This is a genomic window from Halococcus thailandensis JCM 13552 (assembly GCF_000336715.1).
Lineage (GTDB): Archaea > Halobacteriota > Halobacteria > Halobacteriales > Halococcaceae > Halococcus > Halococcus thailandensis.
Genome location: NZ_AOMF01000152.1, coordinates 19,597 through 41,073, shown reverse-complemented (window position 1 = coordinate 41,073; position 21,477 = coordinate 19,597). Strand labels below are relative to the sequence as shown.

Below are 21,477 nucleotides of genomic sequence, written 5' to 3'. Positions count from 1 at the left end.
CGAGATCAGCCGTTCCTACGAGGAGGGACGCATCGACGATTCCGACATCCACGGTGCGGTCGGCGAGATCGTCGTCGGCGATCGGTCGGGCCGCACTGAGGCGGACGAGATCACGGTCTTCGACAGCACCGGACTGGCGATCCAGGACGTCGCGACCGCTCACGTCATCTACGAACACGCGAGCGAAGCCGACGACGTCGATTCCTTCCCGCTCGTCGGCCGCTGAGAAGCAGGTTCGATTTACTCGGTCGCGGCGCGGTCAACAGCGCGGTCGAACAGTTTCGTTAGCGCCCAGACGACCACGAGAACAGGGAATGGCGCCAGTGTGACGACGAGCAGTCCGGCGACGATCGTCCAGCCGATGGTGGCCATATCGGGAGTGCGCGGCCGCTCGAAACGACCGTGGTGGCCACCCCCACCAATGATAACATAAAAAACCGGCCGGGATCAATCGACGGTAAATGCAACGACAGGACACCTACGATCACGCCGCCATCGAGCCGAAGTGGCAGGAGCGGTGGGCCGACGCCGACGTCTATCGGACGTCCGACGACGCCACCGATCCGAGCTACGTGCTCGCGATGTTCCCCTACCCATCCGGGGATCTCCACATGGGCCACGTCAGAAATTATACGATCACCGACGCCTACGCCCGCTATCAGCGGATGCAGGGCGAGGACGTACTCCACCCGATGGGCTGGGACTCGTTCGGTCTGCCCGCCGAGAACGCGGCTATCGAACGCGAGATCAACCCTCGTGAGTGGACGATGGACTGCATCGACACGATGAAGACCCAGATGCAGTCGATGGGGTTCGGTTACGACTGGAACCGGGAGATCACGACCTGTGAGCCCGAGTATTACCGCTGGAACCAGTGGCTGTTCAAACGGTTCTACGAGGAGGGACTCGCCGAGCGAAAGGGTGGCGAAGTCAACTGGTGTCCGTCCTGCGAAACGGTACTGGCCGACGAACAGGTCGAGGGCGAGGCCGAACTCTGCTGGCGCTGCGGGACACCGGTCGAATCGCGCACGCTCGATCAGTGGTTCCTGACGATCACCGACTACGCCGACGAGCTGCTCGACGGCATCGACGAACTGGACGAGTGGCCCGACAGCGTGCGCGGGATGCAGCGCAACTGGATCGGCCGGCAGGAGGGTGCCACGGTGGAGTTCGAGGTGCCAGAGTTCGGCGGCATCGAGGTGTTCACGACGCGTCTCGACACGATCTACGGCGTGACCTTCTTCGCGCTCGCGCCGGGCCACGAACTCACACAAGAACTGATCGCCGACGATCCCGAGCTCGCGGCACAGGTCGAGACGCTCGATCCCGACGCCGACGGCGACGAGAAACGCGGCGTGTTCACCGGCGAGTACGCGATCAACCCCGCGACCGGCGAGGAGATTCCGATATACGTCGCGGATTTCGTCCTCTCGGACGTCGGTACGGGCGCACTGATGGGCGTCCCGGGCCACGACGAGCGCGACCACGAGTTCGCCACCGAGTACGACATCGACATCGAGCAGGTCGTCGCGCCCGAGAACGGCGAGATCGACATCGACGAGGAAGCCTACACCGACGACGGCGTGCTCGTCGACAGCGGCGAGTACGACGGCATGGAGAGTGCAGCGGCACGCGAGCGGCTGGTCGAAGACCTCGACACGGCGGCTAACCACACCCAGTACCGGCTGCGCGACTGGCTCATCTCCCGACAGCGCTACTGGGGGACGCCGATCCCGGTCGTCCACTGCGAGGAGTGTGGTCCCGTGATGGTGCCCGACGAAGAGCTCCCCGTGGAGCTCCCCGAGTTCGTCCCGACGCCGACGGGTAACCCCCTCGAAGAGGTCGATTCGTTCGTCGAGACCGAGTGTCCCGAGTGTGGCGGCCCCGCCGAGCGCGAGACCGACACGATGGACACGTTCATGGACTCGTCGTGGTATTTCCTCAGGTTCACGTCACCCGACAGCGATGCCGTCCCCTTCGACACCGAGCGCGCGAACGACTGGATGCCCGTCGACGAGTACGTCGGCGGCATCGAGCACGCGATCATGCATCTGCTCTACTCGCGGTTCGTGACCCGGGCCATCGACGACATGGAGCTGCTCGACGTCCGTGAACCGTTCGAGCACTACCTCCCGCAGGGGATGGTCCAGCTCGACGGCACAGCGATGTCGTCGAGCAAGGGCAACGTCGTCTCGCCGATCGAGATCATGGACGAGTACGGCGCCGACACGGCCCGGCTGTTCATGATGAGCGCCGCCCGACCGAGCAAGGACTTCGACTGGACCGAGCGCGGCGTCCGGTCGAGCAACGAGTTCATCGAGCGTCTGCTCGGGATGGTCGAGACGTTCGCCGCCGACGAGACCGCGACCGCCGACGCCGGCGAGCGCCCGATCGACGAGTACGTCGCCCGCGAGATCGACGCGACGATCGACGAAGCGAGCGCTGGCTACGAGAACTTCCGGTTCAACGACGCACTGCGCGAGGCACGCGGGCTGGTCTCGCTGCTCCGGCGCTACCGCGAGCAGGCGACGCCCGACGAGCACACCTTCGAGCGCGGTCTGCACACAGCGGTGCGGCTGTTCGCACCCGTCACGCCCCACGTCACCGAGGAGTGCTGGGCGGCGCTCGGTGAGGACGGCTTCGTCGCCGCGGCCGACTGGCCCGAGGCGGCACACGACGCCGACCACGAGGCCGAGCGCCAGCTCGTCGAAAACACTCGCGAGGACGTCCGCCACATCCTCGACGTGGCGAACATCGAGGAACCGGCGGCGATCGAGGTCGTCGTCGCGCCCGAGTGGAAACACCGCGCGCTCGACGTCGCCATCGCGAGCGACGGGGACGTGGTCGGCAGCGTGATGGCCGACGAGGAGCTCCGCGAGCGCGGCGAGGCGGCCGCCGACTACGCGAAGGACCTCGCCGAGCGCCACCAGTCGCTGACCGACACACTCGCACCTACCGCGGAGTTCGCGGCGCTCGAACGCGCCGCGTGGCTGTTCGAGCGCGAGTTCGACGCCGAAATCCGCCTCGAACGCGCGAGCGACGCACCCGACGACGTCGCCCGGACGGCGACGCCCGGCCGACCCGCAATCGAGATCCACGAGGGCTGATCTGGGTCGAAACCCATACGAGCTGCTCGGCCGGAGCTCCGCCGATGGGCTCGTTCGCCACCGCCGTCCAGTCACGCCTTCGCGAGCGCCTCGCCGCCCTCCGACCGCGATTCGACTGGGAAACCGAACACCACGTCGCCGCCACGCCGGTCGACATCGCGGGTCGTGCCGATAGTCACGTGGCTCTCGTCGAGTTGGAATGGCGACGGGCCGATCCGGCGGACAACACCGCGAAACTGTTCCGCCATCTCGACGAGGAGGCGCTCGCTGCCGACGTGGTCGACGTGTTTCAGCTCTTTACGGGCTACTACGACCTCGCGAGCGGCGGCGTCTCCTCGAAACGACTGAACGCCGAGTTCGTCGGCCGGGTCGGCACCCAGGCGCTCGATTCGTTTCGCTATCGCGCCGTCGATTTCGCCCTCGATCCGCCGCAACGCGGCGGTGACCGGCCCAAGGACTGGGAGGGCGTGGCCGACACGACCGCTCGGGAGATCGGCGAGTATCTCTGAATCGGCCGGCGTCGGTGTGGTGGGTGTGGGGTGGCGAGGGAGGCGAAGGGTGGGGGAGCTTATTCGATGTCGATGCTACGCGAGTCCTCGTCGCTCGCGGCCTTCGGCAGCGTGACCGTGAGCACGCCGTTCGTGTAGGTGGCGCTGGCCTCTTCCTCCGCGACTTCCTCGGGAAGCGAGAGCGAGCGGCTGACCGATCGGCGACGGCGCTCGCGGCGGAGGTAGTTACCGTCGCCCTCTTCGGTCGTTTCGTCGCGCTCGGCGCTGATCCGGAGGGTGCGATCGGCCACCGAGAGATCGATCTCCTCGCGCTCGTAGCCCGGGAGATCGGCCGTGACCTCGAAACTGTCCTCGTGGTCGGCGAGATCGACCGAGAGCGACTGGGTCGCCGGGACGTTCATGTCGTCGAACTGGCCGAACTGGTCACTCATCTGTTCGAACATCTGCTCGATCTCCTCGAAGGGGTTGCGTCGTGACATTCGCCGCGGGCTACGGCCGCGAGCGCCTTAAATCACACCTCACCCGACCACGTGTTCGACGTCGTAGGAGCCGAGCCGACGCACCCAGCCCTTCGCCGCTATCTCTTCGATGACCGCGATGGCCTCCTGCGTGCGCTCCTCGTAGAGCCCCGCCTCGGCATCGAGATGGAAGACGTAATCGCCGAGACGCTCGCCGCTCGGGCGCGATTCGATCCGCGTGAGGTTGATACGTCGGTCGGCGAACGGTTCGAGCAGGTCCAAGAGGAGGCCGGGATAGTCGTCGTTCGGGTAGACGATGAGCGAACTCTTGCCGCCCCCGGTCGAGCGCTCCTCGATCGGTGCGACGACGACGAACCGCGTCGCGTTCGAGGTGCGATCCTGGATGTTCTCGGCGAGCACCTGGAGTTCCCCGTCGGCCGTGTCCGGGCGGCCGATCGCCGCCACCGTCGGCTCCTGGCGGGCGCGTTCGACGCCGCGGGCGGTGCTCGTGACCGATTCGAGCGCCACGTCCGGATGTTCCGTATCGAGATAGCTCCGACACTGTGCGAGCGCCTGTGAGTGGCTCGCCACGACGTCGAATGCATCGCTCTGGGCGAGCAGCGCGTGCCGGATCGGCGTGATGAGTTCGCGGACGATCGCCACCTCGAAGTCGGCGAGCGCGTCGAGGCTCTCGGTGACCGAGCCCTCGATGCTGTTCTCGATCGGGACGACGCCCCGATCGGCCGCGCCGGTCGCGACCGCTTCGACGATCCCCGTCACTGACTCGCGGAAGGCGATCTCGTCACCGACGGCCTGCGCTGCGCGGTGGGAGTACGTGCCGGCCGGCCCGAGCGTGACTGCCTGCATGGCCGTGCCTGTCCGTCGGTGGGCAAAAACCCGTCGCCGGGAGGAGAAAAGACTACGCGTTGTTCATCCGCAGTACCGTCTCGTTGCCACAGGCGACACATTCGGTGATGCGATAGGGTTCGCGGGAGAACTCCTGGTTCTCTCGTTTGTCGCTCTCGGTGCGCAGCTCGATCGAGACGCTATGGGGTGTGTCGCGGCCGCAGTCCTCGCAGGCTTCAGTGAGGTCGCTTGCAGATCGGCTTGTTGTTGACATCACCCGTTTCTCCGGGCGAGACCCCCATAAACACCGAATTCCGTTCGTTTCGATTCCTCCGAGTTTCAACGTTTTTCGGGGCGAACACGAGAAAGAAACACGCTCCGGGCCGATTTCGACGAACCGTTTTCGCGGCGTGAACGGTGAAACAGTCGAAAACGGCCAAAAAACTTATTACAGCTGAGTTTCGGCCGCGATACGAGCGGTTAAACCGATGCCTCGAATACGGCGTCCATGGACGAGCTGTTCGCACCGTGGCGCATCGACTGGGTCGAGCGCGACGACGATGCCGACGGGTGTCCGTTCTGCGTGCTTCCCGATCGCGACGCCGACCGTGACTCGCGGATCGTCGCCCGGAGCGAGCACGCCTTCTGTCTGTTGAACAACGCTCCCTACAACCCGGGCCACGCAATGGTGATCCCCTACCGCCACACCGGCGTCTACGGCGAGCTCACGGAGGCGGAGCTGCTCGATCTGTCGCGGCTCACCCAGCGGACGCTGCGGGCGATCGAGACGGGACTCGGTCCCGACGGCGCGAACACCGGGATGAACCTCGGCGATTCGGCCGGCGGCTCGATCGACGACCACCTGCACCGACACGTGGTGCCGCGCTGGAACGGCGACACCAACTTCATGCCGGTCATCGACGAGACGCAGGTCATCGTCGAGGCGATCGACGACACTTACGACCATCTCCACGCGGCCTTCGCCGATCAGGACGACACTCGTGTCGACGATCCCGACGATGCGGTCCGCATCGTATAGGCCGAAGCGTCTTTGCGCGCGCTCGTCAACCGTCCGGTGATGAGTCGTGCGGGCGCGATTCGACGGATCGGCCTCGTCGTTCTCGCGGCGAACGTCGTCCTCGCCGCCGCGAAGGGCTGGGTCTGGCTCGAAACCGGGAGCCTCGCGGTCGGTTCGGAGGCCGCCAACAGCCTCGTCGATGCCGTCTACGCAACCGTCGTTCTCGGCGGGCTCTATCTCACGACCCAACCACCCGACAGCGAGCATCCCCACGGTCACGAACGTATCGAGCCGTTCGTCGCGCTTGCCATCGCGCTCGGTATCTTCCTGACCGGTGGCACGGTGCTCTGGCAGTCGGTGACGGCGATCCTCTCCGATGGTATGACCGCCACCGAGAGCCCGGCAGCGATCGCGGTGCTCGCCGGCGCGGCGGTCGTGAAAACGGCTCTCTACCGCTACTCCCTGTCGGCCAGTCGCGCCCACGACTCGCCGGCGCTCGCGGCGACCGCGCTCGACAACCGCAACGACGTGCTCACGGCGAGCGCGGCGCTCGTCGGCGTGCTCGGCGCACGCTTCGGTGTTCCGCTGCTCGACCCGCTCGCGGCCGCGCTCGTCTCGCTCGGGATCCTCTACACCGGGATCGAGGTCGTCCGCGACAACGTGCCCTACCTCGTCGGTGGTGCACCCTCGGAGGCCCTCCAGCGGCGCATCCTCCGGCGCGCGCTCGCCCACCCCGACGTCGAGGGTGCCCACGACGTCATCGCCCACTACGTGGGCCCGGAGATCGACGTGAGCATTCACATCGAGGTCGAGGGGAATCGGACACTCAGGGAGGCCCACGACATCGAGAGCGCGATCGTCGCGTCGATTCAGGCGCTCGACCCAGTCGACGACGTGTTCGTCCACATCGATCCGAAGGAGCTCGGCGAGTGGAAACGGGATCCGGACGCCGACAGGCTGGTTCGTGGGACCGACGAACGGCCGGACGACGAATCGACCGTCGATCGCGGTCCTGGATGATCGACCTTCTGCTACGACTCATACGGCTTCAGTTGGCGCGCGCTTGCGTCCGGCGAGAGCCGAGCGGGACCGAAGGTCCCGCTGGCCGTGCGAACGGGCGGCGAAGCCGCCCGTGAGCAGACGATAGCGAGCGCCGGACGCAGATCGGCGTGCGAGGGATGAGCACCACAGCGAGCGAAGCGAGCGAGGAGCGCAGTCGGTTGGGGAGGTATGTGGGCGGTGGCGGTACGGTAGCGGTCTCTCACTGTCGTCAGGAATCGCCGTCGAATTGACTGCTACCACTCGACTTCGGCAGATCGTTTCGAGCGCGACTGGCGCTAGACAGGTTTGCCGAAGGCGTACACGGTGTTCTGGCCTGTAATCTCGACGTCGACGAGATCGCCGGGTTCGACGCCGTAGCCGGGTGCGTCTTGGATGATCACTTGTCGATAAGCCTCGTCGTAGCACTTCACCGAGTCTCCGGTGCCGTGTTCGACGACCATTACCTCGTGGCGCTCGCCGACCATCGATTCGTAGGCATCGCCCACGACGTCCATCTTCAGGTCGCTCATCGCCTTCGAGCGCTCCTTCTTCTTCGTCCCGCCGAGCCCCTTCATCTCGGCGGCGTCGGTGCCGGGCCGCTTCGAGAAGCGGGTGACGTTGATCCGCTCGGGGGTCGTCTCGCGGAGCAGGGCCATCGACTGTTCGTGGTCGGCGTCGGTTTCCGAGGGAAAGCCGACGATGAAGTCCGTGGCGAGCGTCCAGTGGTCGAGCCGGTCGTCGAAGGTTTCGACGACGTCACGGAACTCGCTCACCTGGTGCTGGCGGCGCATGTCACCCAGCACGTCGTTGCTGCCCGACTGGACGGGTGCGTGGAGGAAGTTGTAGAGCTTCTCCTCCTCGGCGAAGACGTCGGCGAGCTCCTCCCGGATGCCGTGGACGCCCTTCGGGTTGGCCATTCCCACGCGCACCCGAAAGTCGCCGTCGATGGCGCAGATGCGTTCGAGCAGTTCGTGGAGTTTGCGTTCGCCGGTGTCCCAGCCATATACTCCTGTATCCTGGCCCGTGACGCGGATCTCCTTCGCGCCGGCGTGGACGAGCGCGCGGGCTTTCCGGACGTTCTCCTCGATCGGCGGCGAGTCGATCTTGCCGGTGGCGTGTTTGGTGATGCAGTACGAGCAGTTGCTCATGCAGCCGCGCGCGATGGGGAGGATCCCCACGACGCCGTCGAGGATCGGTTCGGCGTCGGGCGTCGGCCGCGGGCACTCGCCGTTGCGGACGACTTCGGGGACCTCGTCCCAGCCACAGACCGTCGCGTCGAGATCGGCGAACTGTTCGCCCTGCGCGAGCGCCATGCAGCCGGTGACGACGACGTCGGCGGTTGCCTCGTCGAGCTCCTCGGCCCGACGGCGCATGTTCGTCTCGGTTTTTTCGACCACGGTGCACGTGTTCAGGATGGCCACGTCGGCGTTTGCCGGTCCGTCGACGGGGTGATGGCCGCCGTCGCGGAGCCGCCGCTCGATGGCGCGGCTCTCGCCACGGTTCGCGGTGCAGCCGTAGGTCTCGATGTGATAGCTGGCCATCCGCTTACGACTGTTCCGGCGCGCGCGGCCAAAAACGCGACGGCTCGACCCGACCCACTCGTTCGACCGGACGACTATGCCTGTGCGGCGAGATACACCACCGCCCACTCGTGAAGCGCCGGATGTGGCAGTGCGTGCGGCCGCGCGTCGCGGACGATGTCGAGTGCGTCGTCGAATTTCCGTTGCTCCTCGGCGGCGAGCATTGTCGCAACGAGCGTGCTGCTCCGCGAGATACCGGCGGTACAGTGAATCAGCACCGAGCCGCTTCGACGGTAGAGCGTTCGAGCGGTGTCCACGGCTTCCTCGAACGCCGGCCAGTCGTTGCCGAGGCCATCGTCGAGCGGATGGTGATGGGTCGTCAGCGGTTGCTCGTCTTCGGTTGCCGACAGCACGTACCGAAACTCCTCGTCGTGGAGTGTGCCGTCGGCCGCACGCGCGTTTCCGAGAGACAGTTCCCGGTCGCCGATACGGCGGATGATCGGTTCGTCCGCCACGTATCCGAACGGTCGAACGAACGGCTTGGATCGATCCCGAGCGGCTTTCCCCTCTCCCGACTCGCTCGGTTCCACGATCACCACGAACCTTCCCTCGCTGATAAACGATCGCTCCCCCTCCCCCATCCCTCGCCCGGGCCCTGTATTTATCACGAACCATCCCATTGGCCCGCCATGACCCGCACCGGCCGCCGGAGGGACGATGAAACGGGATGAGCCGGCGACCGATTGGACGACCGAGAGCCGTCTGGAGGAGGCGTTCAGCCTGCTGGCCAACGAGACGCGCGTCAAGATCCTGTTCGCGCTCTACGAGGCTTCCGACCGACTGGTCCCGTTCTCGGCGCTCAACGAGCACGTCGGGCTCTCGGATAGCGGCCAGTTCAACTACCACCTGAAACAGCTCACCGGGACGTTCATTTACCGCGCCGAGGAGGGCTACGGCCTCCTGTTCAGCGGGATGGCGGTCTGTCGGTCGATGCTCGCGGCGCTCGATGCCGACCAGCGCAGCGTCGCCCCGTTCTCGCTCGACAGCGACTGCTACAACTGCGGGGCGACCCTCGTCGCCGAGTACGATCACGAGTACGTCGTCATCAGGTGTCCGAACTGCGGAATCTCGTTTCACGACTTCCCGTTCCCGCCGGGTACGCTCGCCGGCCGGGACCGCGAGGAACTGCTCTCGATCTACGACGGCTGGATGCGCTCGCAGACCGCCCTCGCCGTCGACGGGCTCTGTATGTGGTGTTTCGGCCGTCGACACGCCGAACTCCGTGCGGGCGAGACGCCGGCGGATCCCGAAGTAGAGATCGTCCACACCTGCGAGCGCTGCAGCGCCGACATGACGACCACGGTCGGCGAGACCTTCCAGAACCACCCCGCCGTGGTCGCCTTCCTCTACGATCACGGCATCGACGTCTCGGAAACCCCCTCGTGGGAGCTCCCCTTCCTCTGGAGCGACGAGTTCCTGACCGTCGAAGAAACCGATCCCTGGCGGGTCTCGCTCCGAATTCCGGTCGACGACGCCACGCTCACGCTCACGATCGACGGCGAGGCGAACGTTCTGGATGCGACACGCGAGTGAACGGCTCGCACTTTCCCGATCGACTACCGAAGCGCAGTTCGGTTGCCAGCGTTACAGAAATGTTTTTCAGCTAACACTTATCGCGACGGATCGACTACGGACGAACGAGAATGAGTTACGACGGTGCTGCCGATACTGGACGAGGGGTACTGCACAGACGTGGACGCGCCGATGCGCGCGCACGACGGCCACGAACGGCCGAGCGGACCACGGGGCTCGCGGTGGCGGTGCTCGCAGTCCTGACGTTCGGCTTTGCGGCCCTCTGGTTCGCGGTTTCGCTGCCGACGCTGGCGTGGCTGTTCGCCGCGTCGGCCGTCGGCTTCGGTGCGCTCCTGACCGCGCCGTGGCTCGTCGTCACCGGCGTCGTTCGTCTGCTGGAGCGCGCCCAGTAAATCACTCGCCGGTCTCGAACCCTTCGACGAGCGCGACGCCGCTCGACGCGCCGATGCGCTCGGCCCCCGCCGACAACATCTCCTTCGCTTTCTCGTAGCTGCCGATGCCGCCGCTCGCCTTCACCGGCAGGAACTCGCTCATCAGTTCGACGTCCGGAAGCGTCGCACCGCCCTCGAACCCGGTCGCGGTCTTCACGAAGTCGGCGTCCGCATCGACCGCACACTGGCAGGCACGACGCTTTTCGGCGTCGTCCAGGAGCGGCGCTTCGATGATCACCTTCACCGGGATCGGGACGGCGGCCACTACGTCGGCGAGCTCCTCGGTGACGTGCTCGTCCTGACCGGCGCGGAGCCGACCGACGTTGATGACGACGTCGAGTTCGTCGGCTCCGGCCTCCCAGGCGTCGACCGCCTCCTCGCGTTTGACCGCGGGGGTGTGCTGGCCGTGCGGAAAGCCGACGACGGTGGCGACGGTCACGTCGCGCCCGTCGGCCTCGTCGAGATAACAGGGAGGGATGCAGACGTTCATCCCGTACTCGTCGGCCTCGTCGAGCACTCGTTCGACGTCCGCCGGCGTGGTTTCGGGGCCCAGAACGGTGTGGTCGATGCTCGCGGCGAAGGCGTCGCGGTCCATGCCGACCACGGGAGCGCACGGCGGATAAATCCGCCCCCGGCGACCGGAACCCTTTCGCCCGGGCCGACCGCCCGTCGGATATGCAGGTGCTCGCGCAGTTGCTCCCCGCCGGCTCGGCGCTCCCGCCGATCGGCTATCTCCTCGTTCTCGTGGTCGCGTTCGTCGCCGTCGCCGTCTCGTTGCGCCGGATCGGCCCCCACGTCACCGACCGGGTGGTCGTCGCGTTCGCGCCGTGGATGGTGCTCGGATCGAGCTGCTACGTGCTCTATCAGGTCCGTGGCGTTCCCCCCGTCCTGCGACCGTTCTTCGGCTCGCCAACGGTCTATCTCTCCGTCGCCACCGTCGCCGGTGCCGTCTGGGCCGCCACCGCAGTCGCTGGTCTCCCTGCCGATCGCTGGCATCTTCCCTCGATTCCTGGTATCGTCGGCCTCTCTGGAACTATCCTCGCCCTCGTCGCCGTCGGATGGGCGCTGGCCGGCGGTGCGCCCGGACTGACCGTCGCATGGCCTGCGCTGGGGATCGTCATCGCAACGATACTCGCGGTGGCGGTCTGGAGCGGGCTGCGCCGTGCGGTGCCGAAGACTCGGGTGACGGGCGCGGTCGGCGCGCTTGCGGTGTTCGGTCACACCCTCGACGGCGTCTCGACGGCGGTCGGGCTCGACGTGCTCGGCTTCGGCGAGCGCTCGCCGGTGTCGCGGGCGATCATCGAGTTCGCCGCTGAACTGCCGACGGCGGAAGTCATCGGCGCGGGCTGGCTGTTCGTCCTAGTCAAACTCGCGCTCGCGGCGCTCGTCGTCGTCTTCCTGAGTGAGTACGTCCGCGAGGAACCGGCCGAGGGCTATCTCCTGCTCGGCGCGGTCGCGGCGGTCGGTCTCGGACCGGGCGCGCACAATCTGCTGTTGTTCACCGTTCTCACCCCGTAGGGCGACGGTACGAACGCCCGATCGTTCCGCACGTGAACCGGGAACAATCAGTAGGTACTGTTCGTGTTCCGAGCGCTGAACCACTCGCCGAACTCGTCGGCATCCATCAGGTGAACACCGATATCCTGTAACTCCTCGCGCCCGCGTTCGTACAGTCCCGAAAGGGCATCCGTGACGACGACCACGCGGAAATCGCGTTCGCTCGCCTCGTAGATGGTGGTTCGCGGACAGTTCGGGAAGTTACAGCCACAGACGACGATCGTATCGATATTCGCAGCACGCAACCGCTCCTCCAATCCTGTATCGTAGAACGCTCCCCAGCGGGGTTTGTACATGACCGTTTCGTCGTCGCCGATCCGCTGGAACTCCCCATCGAGGAGTCGGTCCGTATCGAGCGAGACGTCGCCAGCGGGCGTGATCTCGTCGACGAGTTCCGCACCGTCGCTTCCGGGGATCGCCACTCGATCGCCGTCTTCGATCCCCGCTCGCCGACAGAGATCCGCGTTCGAGCCGTCGGGCCGATAGAGACGAACGACGTGGACGATCGGCGAGCCCTGTTCTCGAAACTGTCGGGTCACGCGCTGCATGGTTCCCGCGGCCTCGTTCGTTCCGGGGATCGTTGCTGCGCCCGCTTCGCGCGTGAAATCACGCTGTGTATCGATCGTCAACAGCGCTGCATGCTCACGGTCCGGCCGTGTGTATTCGTCCATGATTGTCGATCCCGGTGGGTGGTGTTCAAGCCATTGATGCGACGCAGGGGATCGTTTTGAGACGTTTCCGTGGATCGTTGTTTCACACTTGAACTACCACCGAGAAAACGACGATCGACCAGTCCCGCGGCGTCGGTGGTGGATATTAGTGGGCCGCTCACCTACGGATCGATAATGGCCGACACTCAACCGCTGGCGACGGACGTCCCCTTCGACCTCTCGCTCTCGGCGGACGAACTCGACGCCCACCGCGAGCGGATCACCGACTTCGTCGCCGAGCGCGTCGAGGCCGCTGGTGCGACCGGCGGCGTGCTCGGGATCTCGGGCGGTATCGACAGCACGCTGACGGCCTATCTAGCCGCGGAGGCGCTCGGCACGGACGGACTCCACGGGCTGGTGCTGCCGAGCGAGGTCAACAGCGATGAGAACATGAGCGACGCCGAGCGCGTCGCAGAGGACCTCGGCATCGACTACGACGTGCTCGCGATCGAGCCGATCGTCGAGTCGTTTCTCGACGCTTTTCCCGACGCTGGGGACGAGGAATCGGAACGGACCGCCGTCGGCAACCTCCGGGTGCGCGTGCGGGCGGTCTGCAACTACTACCTCGCCAACCGGGCAAACCGGCTCGTGCTCGGGACGGGCAATCGCACCGAATCGCTCGTCGGTTACTTCACGAAATACGGCGATGGCGCGGTCGACTGCCACCCGATCGGCAACCTCTACAAGCTCCAGGTGCGCCAGCTCGCCCGCCACGTCGGCGTTCCCGACGATCTCGTCGACAAGACGCCCACGGCCGGGATGTGGGTCGGCCAGACCGACGAGGAGGAGCTGGGGATCGGCTACGATACGCTCGACGCGATCCTCGCGCTGCGGATCGACGGTCCGCTCTCGCGGACGGCGACGGCGCGCGAACTCGGGATCGACGAGGACACCGTCGAGCACGTCGAGGGGTTGGTCGCCCGCAGCGAGCACAAACGCCACACGCCGCCCGCGCCCGCACCGCTCACCCGGTTCGACTAGCGGTAGTCCGCGAGATCCGCGTCCTCGACGAGGTCGGCGAACGCCGCCGCCTCGCGCCGATCCTGTTTTTCCGGTGGTGCGTCGTCACGGAGTCGTCTCTTGATCGCGGCGAGCGCGGCGGGGTCGTGATCGGCGATCGATGCGACGACCTCGGTGGGATCGTCGACGATCCTTGAGATCAGTCCCATTCGCAGCGCTTCCTCGGCGTCGATCGTGCGCCCCGAGAGTGCGAGATCGCGCGCGTTGCCCGCGCCGACGACGGCTGGCAGCCGGTGCGTGCCGCCCCACGCACCGAACAGGCTGAGCCTGACGCCCGTCTCGGCGAAGCTCGCCTCGGGAGTCGCGATGCGAACGTCACAGGCGAGTGTGAGCTCGACCCCGCCACCCCGGGCGGCCCCGTCGATGCCCGCGACGACCACCGATTCGCTGCGCTCGATGGCGTTCGCGACGCGCTGGCCGCTGCGGGCGAACTCGTGGGCCTCCTCACCGTCGAGTTCGGCGACCGCGCGCAGATCGGCACCCGCGCAGAACGCCGGGCCGGCACCACGGAGATGGACGACCGGTGTGTCGAGCGCCTCGATCGCGGCTTCGAGCTCGTCGAGCCCGGCGGGCGAGAGCGCGTTGCGTTTGCGGGGGCGATCGAGGGTGACGATCCCGACCGCGCCGTCGATGCTCGTCGTGATCACGAGCGAACGTACGGCCCGTTTCCAAAGGCCTTTGCCTTCTCCGGCCTGACTATTTGTCGATGAAGGAAGCCTCCCACGTCCGGTCTGCAGCGCGGGAGGCCGTCCGTGATATCGACCCCGAGCCGTTCAACGAGGTCGTCACGACCGCCCTCGAAACCGGCTCGATGGCACCGGGGGTGCTGGTCGTGCTCTCGGCCCGTGCGCTCGACTCCTCGGTGGCCATCGAAACCGTCGCCAAACGCGCCGCCGGCACACAGCTCATCTACGAAGGGCTCCGACTGACGCGCCGGCTCGCCGCCGAGGATCCCTGGGAAAATGACGGGAGCGACGACGCCAACGTGGCGGTGCTCGCCGCCGACGCGCTCGTCGCCCGCGGCTTCTACCTGCTCGCACGCACGGAAGCCGCCGGCAGCGCCGTCGAAACCGTCCGCAACTTCGGCCGCGATCGGACCTGCGACCGTGACGAGCGCCGCCTCGAAGCCGACGTGTTCCGCCTCGCCGCCGTCGCCGGCACCACGGTCGTCGACGGCCATCCATCGGCATCCTACCGCGAGTTCGTCGCCGATCTCGCCGACGAAGGGGCGACCGAGCTCCCCGCCGCCGCGGAACTCTTCGACACCGCGACGCGCGACGCGCTCTCTCGGCGGGCGAGCGCGCCGTTCGAGTTGGCCGACGCCGGCATGCGCCCCTCGGCGACCGACCCGTGAACCGAAACGGATAAAGACGACTCGGCGGTAGGGATGATGTCCGCCTGGGTAGCTTAGCGGTAAAGCGCGTCCTTGGTAAGGACGAGACCCCGGGTTCAAATCCCGGCCTAGGCTTACTGGACTGCTCGTCTTTGGTGACGTCGCCATCCATTTTCTGTTGGCCAATCGAACTGTCGTTCCACGTTACTCACGAGACGCTATCTGCTGATTCACCCCGTCGAACGGATAAACCTCGCCGGGAACATCTGCGGGGTTGTTGCAGCCGCGTGGGAATCGGCGCTCCGATTGATGACGATAGACGGTGAAGGATTACCCGTAAGGAGCTACCAACGATGTTCCCGATCTCACGACGACGGCTGCTGGGGGCGCTCGGCATCGGCGGTGCAGCCTCCGTCGCTGGCTGTACGACCGGTCTCGAAACAGAGGGAGTCGGCCAGCGCTCGACGACGCTCCAGCAAGCACAGAAGAAGTCGATGGAACGGGTGGCGGCCGATCCGACCGATATCCCGGCACCCATCGATCGAGACGAATCGAAACACCACGAGATCACGCTGGAGGCCAAGGAGGTCACCGCCGAGATCGAGGACGGTGTGACGTTCAACTTCATGACCTTCGACGGGCAGGTTCCGGGGCCGATGATCCGCCTTCGGGAGGGCGATACGGTGTCGTTCACGATGGAGAACCTCCCCGAGAACAAGCGCGAGCACAACGTCGACATGCACGCCATCTACGGCACCGGTGGCGGGAGCGTCGCCACGACCGCCGAGCCGGGCAACGCCAACGGCGAATCGTTCAAAGCGATGTACCCCGGTGCGTATATCTACCACTGTGCGGTTCCAAATATGGATCAGCACATCTCGACGGGCATGTTCGGGATGGTGCTCGTCGAGCCCAAAGCGGGCATGCCGCCGGTCGATCGCGAGTTCTACCTCGGCCAGCACGAGCTCTACACGGACACGCCGGTCGGCGAGCAGGGCCACCACGGCTTCGACGCGGATGCAATGTCGAACGAGGCACCGACGTACGTGCTGTTCAACGGCGAGAAGTACCCGTTCACACCCGATCGATACGGCACGATGAGTGCCGAAACCGGCGAGACCGTCCGGGTGTTTCTCGTGACGGGCGGGCCGAACGTCTCCTCGAACTTCCATCCGATCGGCAACGTCTGGACGCGGGCGTGGCGCGACGGCGCGCTCGCCAGCCAGCCCGAGAAATACGTCCAGACGATGAAAGTGCCACCGGGAAGCTGCATGGTCGGCGAGATGGACCTGCCAGTTCCCTCGCGCATCAAACTCGTCGATCACGCGCTCACGCGAGTGACACGGCGAGGACTGCTCTCAGAGATCGACGTGACCGGGCCCGAGCGGCCGGAGGTGTTCGATCCTGCGCCGAAGGAGGCCAAAGAAACCGACGAAGAAGGGCCGCAGTACTGACTGGGAGCGAACGATGACACCACCTACATCAACGAGTCGACGAGCGTTCCTCGGTGCTCTCGCGGGGACGGCCATCGGCGTCGGGGCGCTCGCCGACCCGGCTGCCGCACAGGCCGATGGTCTCGAATCGTGGTTCGAGGGCGTCTCGAACGCCACCGAGATCGCCGATCAGCGTGGCCAGTCGACGGTCGAGATCACCGTCGGCGCGACGGGCAACGGCGGCAATTTCGCGTTCGGCCCTGCCGCGGTGCGGATCGACGCTGGAGCCACCGTCGTTTGGAAGTGGAACGGGGAGGGCGGCAGCCACAACGTCGTCGCCGAGGCGGGCGCGTTCGAGAGCGAGATGCAGAGCGATCAGGGAGCCACGTTCGAGCACGCTTTCGACGAGTCGGGCGTGTATCGGTACTACTGTTCGCCCCACGAGGCGATGGGGATGAAGGGGGCTGTCGTCGTCGGTGACGCTACCGCGTCGCTCGGTGGCGGTGCCGGAGGGGAGAGCGACGACGGCACAGCCAACGCCTCCGCAACCGGGGCCGGCGATGCGCCTCGATCGTTCGACGGCTGGCTCTCGAACACGGGCAACTACGAGGGCGTCGTCGATCGGACCGGAGCCGACGAAGTGAACGTAAAACTCGGTGCGACGGGCAACGGTGGCCCGTACGCGTTCGACCCGCCCGCGATCCACGTCGATCCCGGGACGACCGTCGTCTGGGAGTGGGTCACGGATACGGGCCCACACGATATCGTCGACACGGACGGGCGATATCGCAGCGAGACGGTGGCGACGGCGGGCCATCAGTTCGCGATGACGTTCGACGGTGACGGTCTGAGCAAATACGAGTGCGTCTCGCACAGTGAGAAGGGGATGCGCGGTGCCATCGTCGTCGGACGGGGTGTGGTGCCCGGACTCGGGCCGAAGGGGCTCGCGGTAGCGGCCGGTGGTGCTGCCGTTCTCGGCGGGGTGCTCCACCGTGGCGTCAAACTCCACAACGAAACGACGACCGGTCCGTGGAGCGGTGAGGAACCGCCCTGATCGGAGTGTATTTTCTATCGACCATCTCTCCGAAGCACCGTGTGCGAGCGCTGCGATGCCGGCTCCGATGTTCGCGAATGCTGCATTGCGGGCCGACACGAACGACTGCGAGCCATCCGGTCTCGGTTCTTCGCGTCGGACGAGCCATCCCATCCCGTTTCCGAATATCGATATATTTTACTGATAGAATGACCATCTCCGGGATATGTATGATCTGACTGGCTTCCAGCGCGACCTGCTGTACGTGGCTGCCAGCGAGGACGAACCGAACGGGCTCGAGCTCAAAGACGAGCTCGAAGGTTATTACGAGACGGAGATCCATCACGGGCGGCTCTATCCCAATCTCGACACGCTCGTCGAGAAGGGGTTGCTCGAAAAGGGCGAGCTCGACAAACGAACGAACTACTATCGACTGACCCAGCGTGGTCGCCGGGAGATCGAGGCCCGCCGCGAGTGGGAAGACCAGTACGTGGCTGTTGACGCCTGATCGTTCTCGATTTCCGGGAGCAACTATAATGGGTACTGAGAGTGACAGAACGACGGACCCTCCGGCGTGTCCGAACTGTGGATCGAGCGATTCCAGCGAGCGCGAAACCGAGCAGTACGTTCTCGAAGACGGCACCAAACGACGGATGACGTACTGTACCGCCTGTGTTCGCGAGAAAGCCGATGGATCGATCCGCTATACGGTCATCGCCGAGGAGTTCGTTCGGACGGAACTCGATCGTACGATGAACGACGAGTAGCTGAGCGGATCACGCCGACATCAGTTCCAGGAGAGAAAAATACCACCGACCAGCGCGAAAGGTCTCCTCTCGTATCTTTACCTTGTCGCCAGAACCACTTAAAGAATGGCCGGGTCTCTCGCTCATCGATCAGGCCGAGGAGCCGATGGTCAGCTCCGGAAGACTCGGATCGCGGTAGGGATTGCGTCCGTAGACCGCCTCGTGGAGGTCCTGTTCGTCGAGTTGGTCGATCAGCGTCCGCCGGAGGCGATTGAGATTCGTGACGTCGAGGTCGTGTTGCTCGCAGAGCGCGGTGAACTGCTCGTCGTCGGTGATCGAGTGGAACTGGTCGTAGAGGTCGGCAAGCCGGTCCGGTGGCTGTTCGGCGATCCACTCCTCGTCGTGGAGGCCGAGGTGGTGTTCGCGCTCGCGATCGACGACGTGGCGGATCACGACGAGCGCCACTTTCGGGATGGCACGCTGGCTGCCGAAGGCAGTGAGATCGAGATCGACCATCGTACCGATGGCGCGGTCGCGTTGCCAGGGCGTCAGCCCGAGGCTGCCACAGAGTGCGTGGGTGAGACGGAGCTTTTCGAGCCGGTGGGCACGCCGACTGTAGCCTTCCATCGCGGGGTGACGCTCTTCGTGGAGGCGGCGGACGTTCTCACTGAGGTCGCCGTCGGGCGAGTCCGGACGTCCAATGCGTGTCGCGCTGGGCGTGACCAGTCCCCAGCGGCGGGTGGTTTCGTCGCGCTGGAGGTCGGCACGCGAGACGGTACGATCGCCGGGACGGCGACTCAACCGACCGATCTCTTCCCGATCGGACTGGGACGTCGGCCGTGGAGCGGTTCCACCGTTGGGCATGGTTCGGACGGTAGTAGCTGCTGCGAGTTGAAAGATGCGTCCGTGTCGAACGATCTTCGGCCCAGAACACGACGGGCCTCTCTCGTATCTTTACCTTGTCGCCAGAATCACTTAAAGAACCACGTGGATGGCCCGCGTGATCGTCATCCATTACAGCGATGCTGCGATGGAAGCATCTTCCCCGTTCGGACCGTGCCTGCTGTGATCGACGGTTGTAGTTATATTTATTACGCTGATAGGGGATCAAACAGTACTCAGCGATGGCGGCTTCCCAGCACTCGACGGCGAACGATCTCCAACAAACGGACCGCGCATAATTGACAAAAATATGGATGATAAACGTCATTTCCGATTCCGGATCGTCGAAAACACGCCTCGAATCGTGGTAGCGGATCCATACTACACACTCGTAGCGGTCGGCCAGACGGCGGTGGGGATTCTGGCCGGATTCATCGGTATGATCGCCGTTCTCGTTGGAAATGGGGTGAACGCGATGGCACTCGGTGTGGCCGCGATCTGTCTGCTGCTCTATCTCGCTCTGGAGCTGACCGTGGTTCGCGCAGAATCGCTCCGCGGGCGACTCTCACTCCCCGGTGCGGACGTCTCCGAAACGATCTGCCGGCTGCATCACCATTCGTTCCGGCCGGAGGGGACGACGGTCGAGGACCGGTTCGGCCTGTCCTCCCGCCCGCACCCACCGTGAATGGTCTGGCGATGCCGACGATGTGGCGAGAAACGGTGGCTCGAACCGGGTATTTCGCCCGACTGACGGGCACGAGAACCGCGTTGAGATCGCCCGATGCTTGCATCCGTCCCGACCCAATCTTCATACCGAATGCGTTGCTGATGCTACCATATGGATGATCGGACGTGTGTGGTGACCGGTTCGTCGCGGGGGATCGGCCGCGGGATCGCCGAGTGTTTCGGCAAACAGGGGGCGAACGTGGTGGTCAACTACCGGCGGTCGGAATCGGCCGCCAACGAGGTCGTCGATCGGATCGAATCGGGCGATGGTCGCGCGATCGCGGTCCAGGCGGACGTCACCGATCAGGAGGAAGTGGTGACGATGCGGGAAGCGACCCACGACGCGTTCGGACCCGTCGACGTGGTGGTGAACAACGCGGGGATCAACCAGGACGTCCTCTTTTCGGAGATGAGCCACGAGCAGTGGGACACCGTCCTTGACATCCATCTCGATGGAGCCTTTCACAGTACGCAGGCGTTCTACGACGACATCGCCGCAGCAGACGAGGGCCGCCTGATCAACATTTCGAGCATCGTCGGCAAGGGCGGCAACATGGGCCAGGCCAACTACGCGACGGCGAAAAGCGGGATCTTCGGATTCACGAAGACGCTGGCGTTGGAGCTGGCGAACGAGGGCTCGACGGCCAACTGCGTCGCACCGGGGTTCATCGCCACCAGCATGCTCGATAGCGTTCCTGAACGGTTACAGGAGGACATCACGGAGGACACGCCGCTCGGACGCCTCGGCACGGTCGAGGAGGTCGCCGAGGTCGTTGGCTTTCTCGCGAGCGAAAAGTCGTCGTTCATCACCGGCGAGGTGATCGACGTCAACGGCGGCAAGGACCTGTGAGCCGCGAGCGATCGGCGGTCACTCTCGCCGCTCCCGATCGGTCGGGCGCGACTGTTTCTCAATCGTTGGCAGGCGCGTCCATCTTCTCGACGTCGATCACCAGAACACCACCATCGACGTCGTCGATCGACCCCCTGATGGTAAGGCGTGATTGTGGCGTTGGACCGACGGTAACGGTATCGCCGTCCCGAACGTCCCGTACTACTCCCTGAACCCGAACCTCGGCGAGACAGCGCTCCGGATGGCGGACGCTGATGAGATCGATCTCCTCGACGTTCACGTGCTCGATCCGTTCGCCGTTCCGGCTGAGAGGGACGGCTGCGACGTCGTCCATCGTCTGCCGATCGAGCACTCCGTACGCGTCCCCGGTCGGTTTGTAGCCTCCCTTGGGGCCCGAAATCCCCCTGACGAGCTGCAGCGCTTTGAGGTTCCGCAGCTGACTGCGAACCGTGGTGGGATCTCGCTCGGCTCTCCCGACCACGGTCTCCACTTTGACCGCGGTGTCGCGTTCACGGTAGCAGTCGATCAGTAGCCGGAGCGTTGCCGTCTGGCCGTCCGTCAGCTCGACTGCCGTCGTATCGCTTGCTATCGAGGACATGTCAGTTGGTGGCCGCTTCGGAGCCGGGAACGGATCGGTTCGCCGTCGATGACTCTCGTTTCTCAC

Annotated in this window: 26 protein-coding genes, 1 tRNA gene and 1 pseudogene; 17 read left to right on the top strand and 11 right to left on the bottom strand. The window is 65.4% G+C overall.

Annotated elements, in window-relative coordinates; translation table 11 throughout:
- Window positions 1-226, top strand: a pseudogene (locus C451_RS09470) (ornithine cyclodeaminase family protein); the annotation flags it as partial.
- 14 nt (window positions 227-240) lie between these two features.
- Here the strand turns inward: C451_RS09470 and C451_RS24060 are convergent.
- Window positions 241-372 carry a DUF7535 family protein gene (locus C451_RS24060; RefSeq protein ID WP_275039328.1) on the bottom strand — a complete coding sequence of 44 codons (132 nt, stop codon included), beginning with the start codon at window positions 370-372 and terminating at the stop codon, window positions 241-243.
- An 89-nt stretch (window positions 373-461) separates the two neighbouring features.
- Here C451_RS24060 and leuS point away from each other — a divergent pair, with 89 nt between their 5' ends.
- Both leuS and C451_RS09460 read left to right on the top strand, forming a co-directional pair.
- Complete coding sequence (gene leuS / locus C451_RS09465) at window positions 462-3,107, top strand: leucine--tRNA ligase (protein WP_007740054.1); 2,646 nt, start codon at window positions 462-464, stop codon at window positions 3,105-3,107.
- Between the two features lie 44 nt (window positions 3,108-3,151).
- Entirely contained in the window at window positions 3,152-3,616 is a 465-nt protein-coding gene (locus tag C451_RS09460; RefSeq protein WP_007740053.1) for a hypothetical protein, read from the top strand.
- 59 nt (window positions 3,617-3,675) lie between these two features.
- On the opposite strand, the gene C451_RS09455 is transcribed toward C451_RS09460, so the two are convergent.
- From C451_RS09455 to C451_RS09445, 3 genes are read right to left on the bottom strand one after another with little or no spacing between them, the layout of a single operon-like run.
- Complete coding sequence (locus C451_RS09455; protein ID WP_007740052.1) at window positions 3,676-4,095, bottom strand: Hsp20/alpha crystallin family protein; 420 nt, start codon at window positions 4,093-4,095, stop codon at window positions 3,676-3,678.
- A 39-nt stretch (window positions 4,096-4,134) separates the two neighbouring features.
- Entirely contained in the window at window positions 4,135-4,941 is an 807-nt protein-coding gene (pheA, locus tag C451_RS09450) for a prephenate dehydratase (RefSeq protein WP_007740051.1), read from the bottom strand.
- 52 nt (window positions 4,942-4,993) lie between these two features.
- Entirely contained in the window at window positions 4,994-5,194 is a 201-nt protein-coding gene (locus tag C451_RS09445; protein ID WP_004054097.1) for a DUF7835 family putative zinc beta-ribbon protein, read from the bottom strand.
- Window positions 5,195-5,428: 234 nt separating this feature from the next.
- On the opposite strand from C451_RS09445, the gene C451_RS09440 reads away from it, so the two are divergent.
- Window positions 5,429-5,959 carry an HIT family protein gene (locus C451_RS09440; RefSeq protein ID WP_007740050.1) on the top strand — a complete coding sequence of 177 codons (531 nt, stop codon included), beginning with the start codon at window positions 5,429-5,431 and terminating at the stop codon, window positions 5,957-5,959.
- A gap of 39 nt (window positions 5,960-5,998) precedes the next feature.
- On the top strand, window positions 5,999-6,958 hold the full coding sequence (locus C451_RS09435; protein WP_049913064.1) for a cation diffusion facilitator family transporter: 960 nt from the start codon (window positions 5,999-6,001) through the stop codon (window positions 6,956-6,958).
- 317 nt (window positions 6,959-7,275) lie between these two features.
- On the opposite strand, the gene C451_RS09430 is transcribed toward C451_RS09435, so the two are convergent.
- Together C451_RS09430 and C451_RS09425 are read right to left on the bottom strand one after the other, a co-directional pair.
- Window positions 7,276-8,520 (bottom strand): tRNA (N(6)-L-threonylcarbamoyladenosine(37)-C(2))-methylthiotransferase, encoded by a 1,245-nt coding sequence (locus tag C451_RS09430; protein WP_007740045.1) that lies wholly within the window; start codon window positions 8,518-8,520, stop codon window positions 7,276-7,278.
- Window positions 8,521-8,594: 74 nt separating this feature from the next.
- On the bottom strand, window positions 8,595-9,140 hold the full coding sequence (locus tag C451_RS09425) for a protein-tyrosine phosphatase family protein (protein WP_007740043.1): 546 nt from the start codon (window positions 9,138-9,140) through the stop codon (window positions 8,595-8,597).
- Window positions 9,141-9,216: 76 nt separating this feature from the next.
- Between C451_RS09425 and C451_RS09420 the strand changes: the two genes are divergently transcribed.
- Together C451_RS09420 and C451_RS09415 are read left to right on the top strand one after the other, a co-directional pair.
- Window positions 9,217-10,092, top strand: coding sequence for a winged helix-turn-helix domain-containing protein (locus C451_RS09420; RefSeq protein ID WP_007740041.1), 876 nt, complete (start codon window positions 9,217-9,219; stop codon window positions 10,090-10,092).
- A gap of 110 nt (window positions 10,093-10,202) precedes the next feature.
- Window positions 10,203-10,484, top strand: coding sequence for a hypothetical protein (locus tag C451_RS09415; RefSeq protein WP_007740039.1), 282 nt, complete (start codon window positions 10,203-10,205; stop codon window positions 10,482-10,484).
- Between the two features lies 1 nt (window position 10,485).
- On the opposite strand, the gene deoC is transcribed toward C451_RS09415, so the two are convergent.
- A complete protein-coding gene (gene deoC, locus C451_RS09410) occupies window positions 10,486-11,118 on the bottom strand; it encodes a deoxyribose-phosphate aldolase (RefSeq protein ID WP_007740037.1) in 633 nt (210 codons plus the stop codon).
- Between the two features lie 80 nt (window positions 11,119-11,198).
- Between deoC and C451_RS09405 the strand changes: the two genes are divergently transcribed.
- The gene (locus C451_RS09405) at window positions 11,199-12,041 is read left to right on the top strand and encodes a DUF63 family protein (protein WP_007740035.1); all 843 of its coding nucleotides are present in this window, start codon (window positions 11,199-11,201) and stop codon (window positions 12,039-12,041) included.
- 47 nt (window positions 12,042-12,088) lie between these two features.
- Here the strand turns inward: C451_RS09405 and C451_RS09400 are convergent, their stop codons facing one another.
- Window positions 12,089-12,751 carry a cysteine hydrolase family protein gene (locus C451_RS09400; RefSeq protein ID WP_007740034.1) on the bottom strand — a complete coding sequence of 221 codons (663 nt, stop codon included), beginning with the start codon at window positions 12,749-12,751 and terminating at the stop codon, window positions 12,089-12,091.
- A 174-nt stretch (window positions 12,752-12,925) separates the two neighbouring features.
- Here C451_RS09400 and C451_RS09395 point away from each other — a divergent pair, with 174 nt between their 5' ends.
- Window positions 12,926-13,771, top strand: a complete 846-nt coding sequence (locus tag C451_RS09395) for an NAD+ synthase (RefSeq protein WP_007740028.1) — start codon at window positions 12,926-12,928, stop codon at window positions 13,769-13,771.
- Here C451_RS09395 and C451_RS09390 read toward each other — a convergent pair.
- On the bottom strand, window positions 13,768-14,457 hold the full coding sequence (locus C451_RS09390; RefSeq protein ID WP_007740025.1) for an enoyl-CoA hydratase/isomerase family protein: 690 nt from the start codon (window positions 14,455-14,457) through the stop codon (window positions 13,768-13,770). The genes C451_RS09395 and C451_RS09390 overlap by 4 nt on opposite strands.
- A gap of 59 nt (window positions 14,458-14,516) precedes the next feature.
- Here C451_RS09390 and C451_RS09385 point away from each other — a divergent pair, with 59 nt between their 5' ends.
- The 6 genes from C451_RS09385 to C451_RS09360 all read left to right on the top strand — a co-directional run bounded on the left by C451_RS09385 (window position 14,517) and on the right by C451_RS09360 (window position 18,376).
- Window positions 14,517-15,164, top strand: a complete 648-nt coding sequence (locus C451_RS09385; protein ID WP_007740024.1) for a DUF7114 family protein — start codon at window positions 14,517-14,519, stop codon at window positions 15,162-15,164.
- Window positions 15,165-15,206: 42 nt separating this feature from the next.
- A tRNA-Thr gene (locus C451_RS09380) sits at window positions 15,207-15,278 on the top strand.
- 218 nt (window positions 15,279-15,496) lie between these two features.
- The gene (nirK, locus tag C451_RS09375) at window positions 15,497-16,597 is read left to right on the top strand and encodes a copper-containing nitrite reductase (protein ID WP_007740022.1); all 1,101 of its coding nucleotides are present in this window, start codon (window positions 15,497-15,499) and stop codon (window positions 16,595-16,597) included.
- Between the two features lie 13 nt (window positions 16,598-16,610).
- Window positions 16,611-17,630, top strand: coding sequence for a halocyanin domain-containing protein (locus tag C451_RS09370; RefSeq protein ID WP_007740020.1), 1,020 nt, complete (start codon window positions 16,611-16,613; stop codon window positions 17,628-17,630).
- A gap of 205 nt (window positions 17,631-17,835) precedes the next feature.
- Window positions 17,836-18,117, top strand: a complete 282-nt coding sequence (locus tag C451_RS09365) for a helix-turn-helix transcriptional regulator (RefSeq protein ID WP_007740019.1) — start codon at window positions 17,836-17,838, stop codon at window positions 18,115-18,117.
- Between the two features lie 28 nt (window positions 18,118-18,145).
- Window positions 18,146-18,376, top strand: coding sequence for a hypothetical protein (locus C451_RS09360; protein ID WP_007740018.1), 231 nt, complete (start codon window positions 18,146-18,148; stop codon window positions 18,374-18,376).
- A gap of 129 nt (window positions 18,377-18,505) precedes the next feature.
- Here C451_RS09360 and C451_RS09355 read toward each other — a convergent pair whose 3' ends face one another.
- Window positions 18,506-19,219 (bottom strand): hypothetical protein, encoded by a 714-nt coding sequence (locus C451_RS09355; RefSeq protein ID WP_007740017.1) that lies wholly within the window; start codon window positions 19,217-19,219, stop codon window positions 18,506-18,508.
- Window positions 19,220-19,601: 382 nt separating this feature from the next.
- On the opposite strand from C451_RS09355, the gene C451_RS09350 reads away from it, so the two are divergent.
- Both C451_RS09350 and C451_RS09345 read left to right on the top strand, forming a co-directional pair.
- Window positions 19,602-19,922 (top strand): hypothetical protein, encoded by a 321-nt coding sequence (locus C451_RS09350; protein WP_152420454.1) that lies wholly within the window; start codon window positions 19,602-19,604, stop codon window positions 19,920-19,922.
- A 153-nt stretch (window positions 19,923-20,075) separates the two neighbouring features.
- Window positions 20,076-20,813 carry a beta-ketoacyl-ACP reductase gene (locus C451_RS09345; protein WP_007740015.1) on the top strand — a complete coding sequence of 246 codons (738 nt, stop codon included), beginning with the start codon at window positions 20,076-20,078 and terminating at the stop codon, window positions 20,811-20,813.
- A gap of 58 nt (window positions 20,814-20,871) precedes the next feature.
- Here the strand turns inward: C451_RS09345 and C451_RS09340 are convergent, their stop codons facing one another.
- Window positions 20,872-21,411: an Rrf2 family transcriptional regulator gene (locus C451_RS09340; RefSeq protein WP_007740014.1), complete on the bottom strand. Its 540-nt coding sequence runs from the start codon at window positions 21,409-21,411 to the stop codon at window positions 20,872-20,874.
- Window positions 21,412-21,477 lie beyond the last annotated feature (66 nt).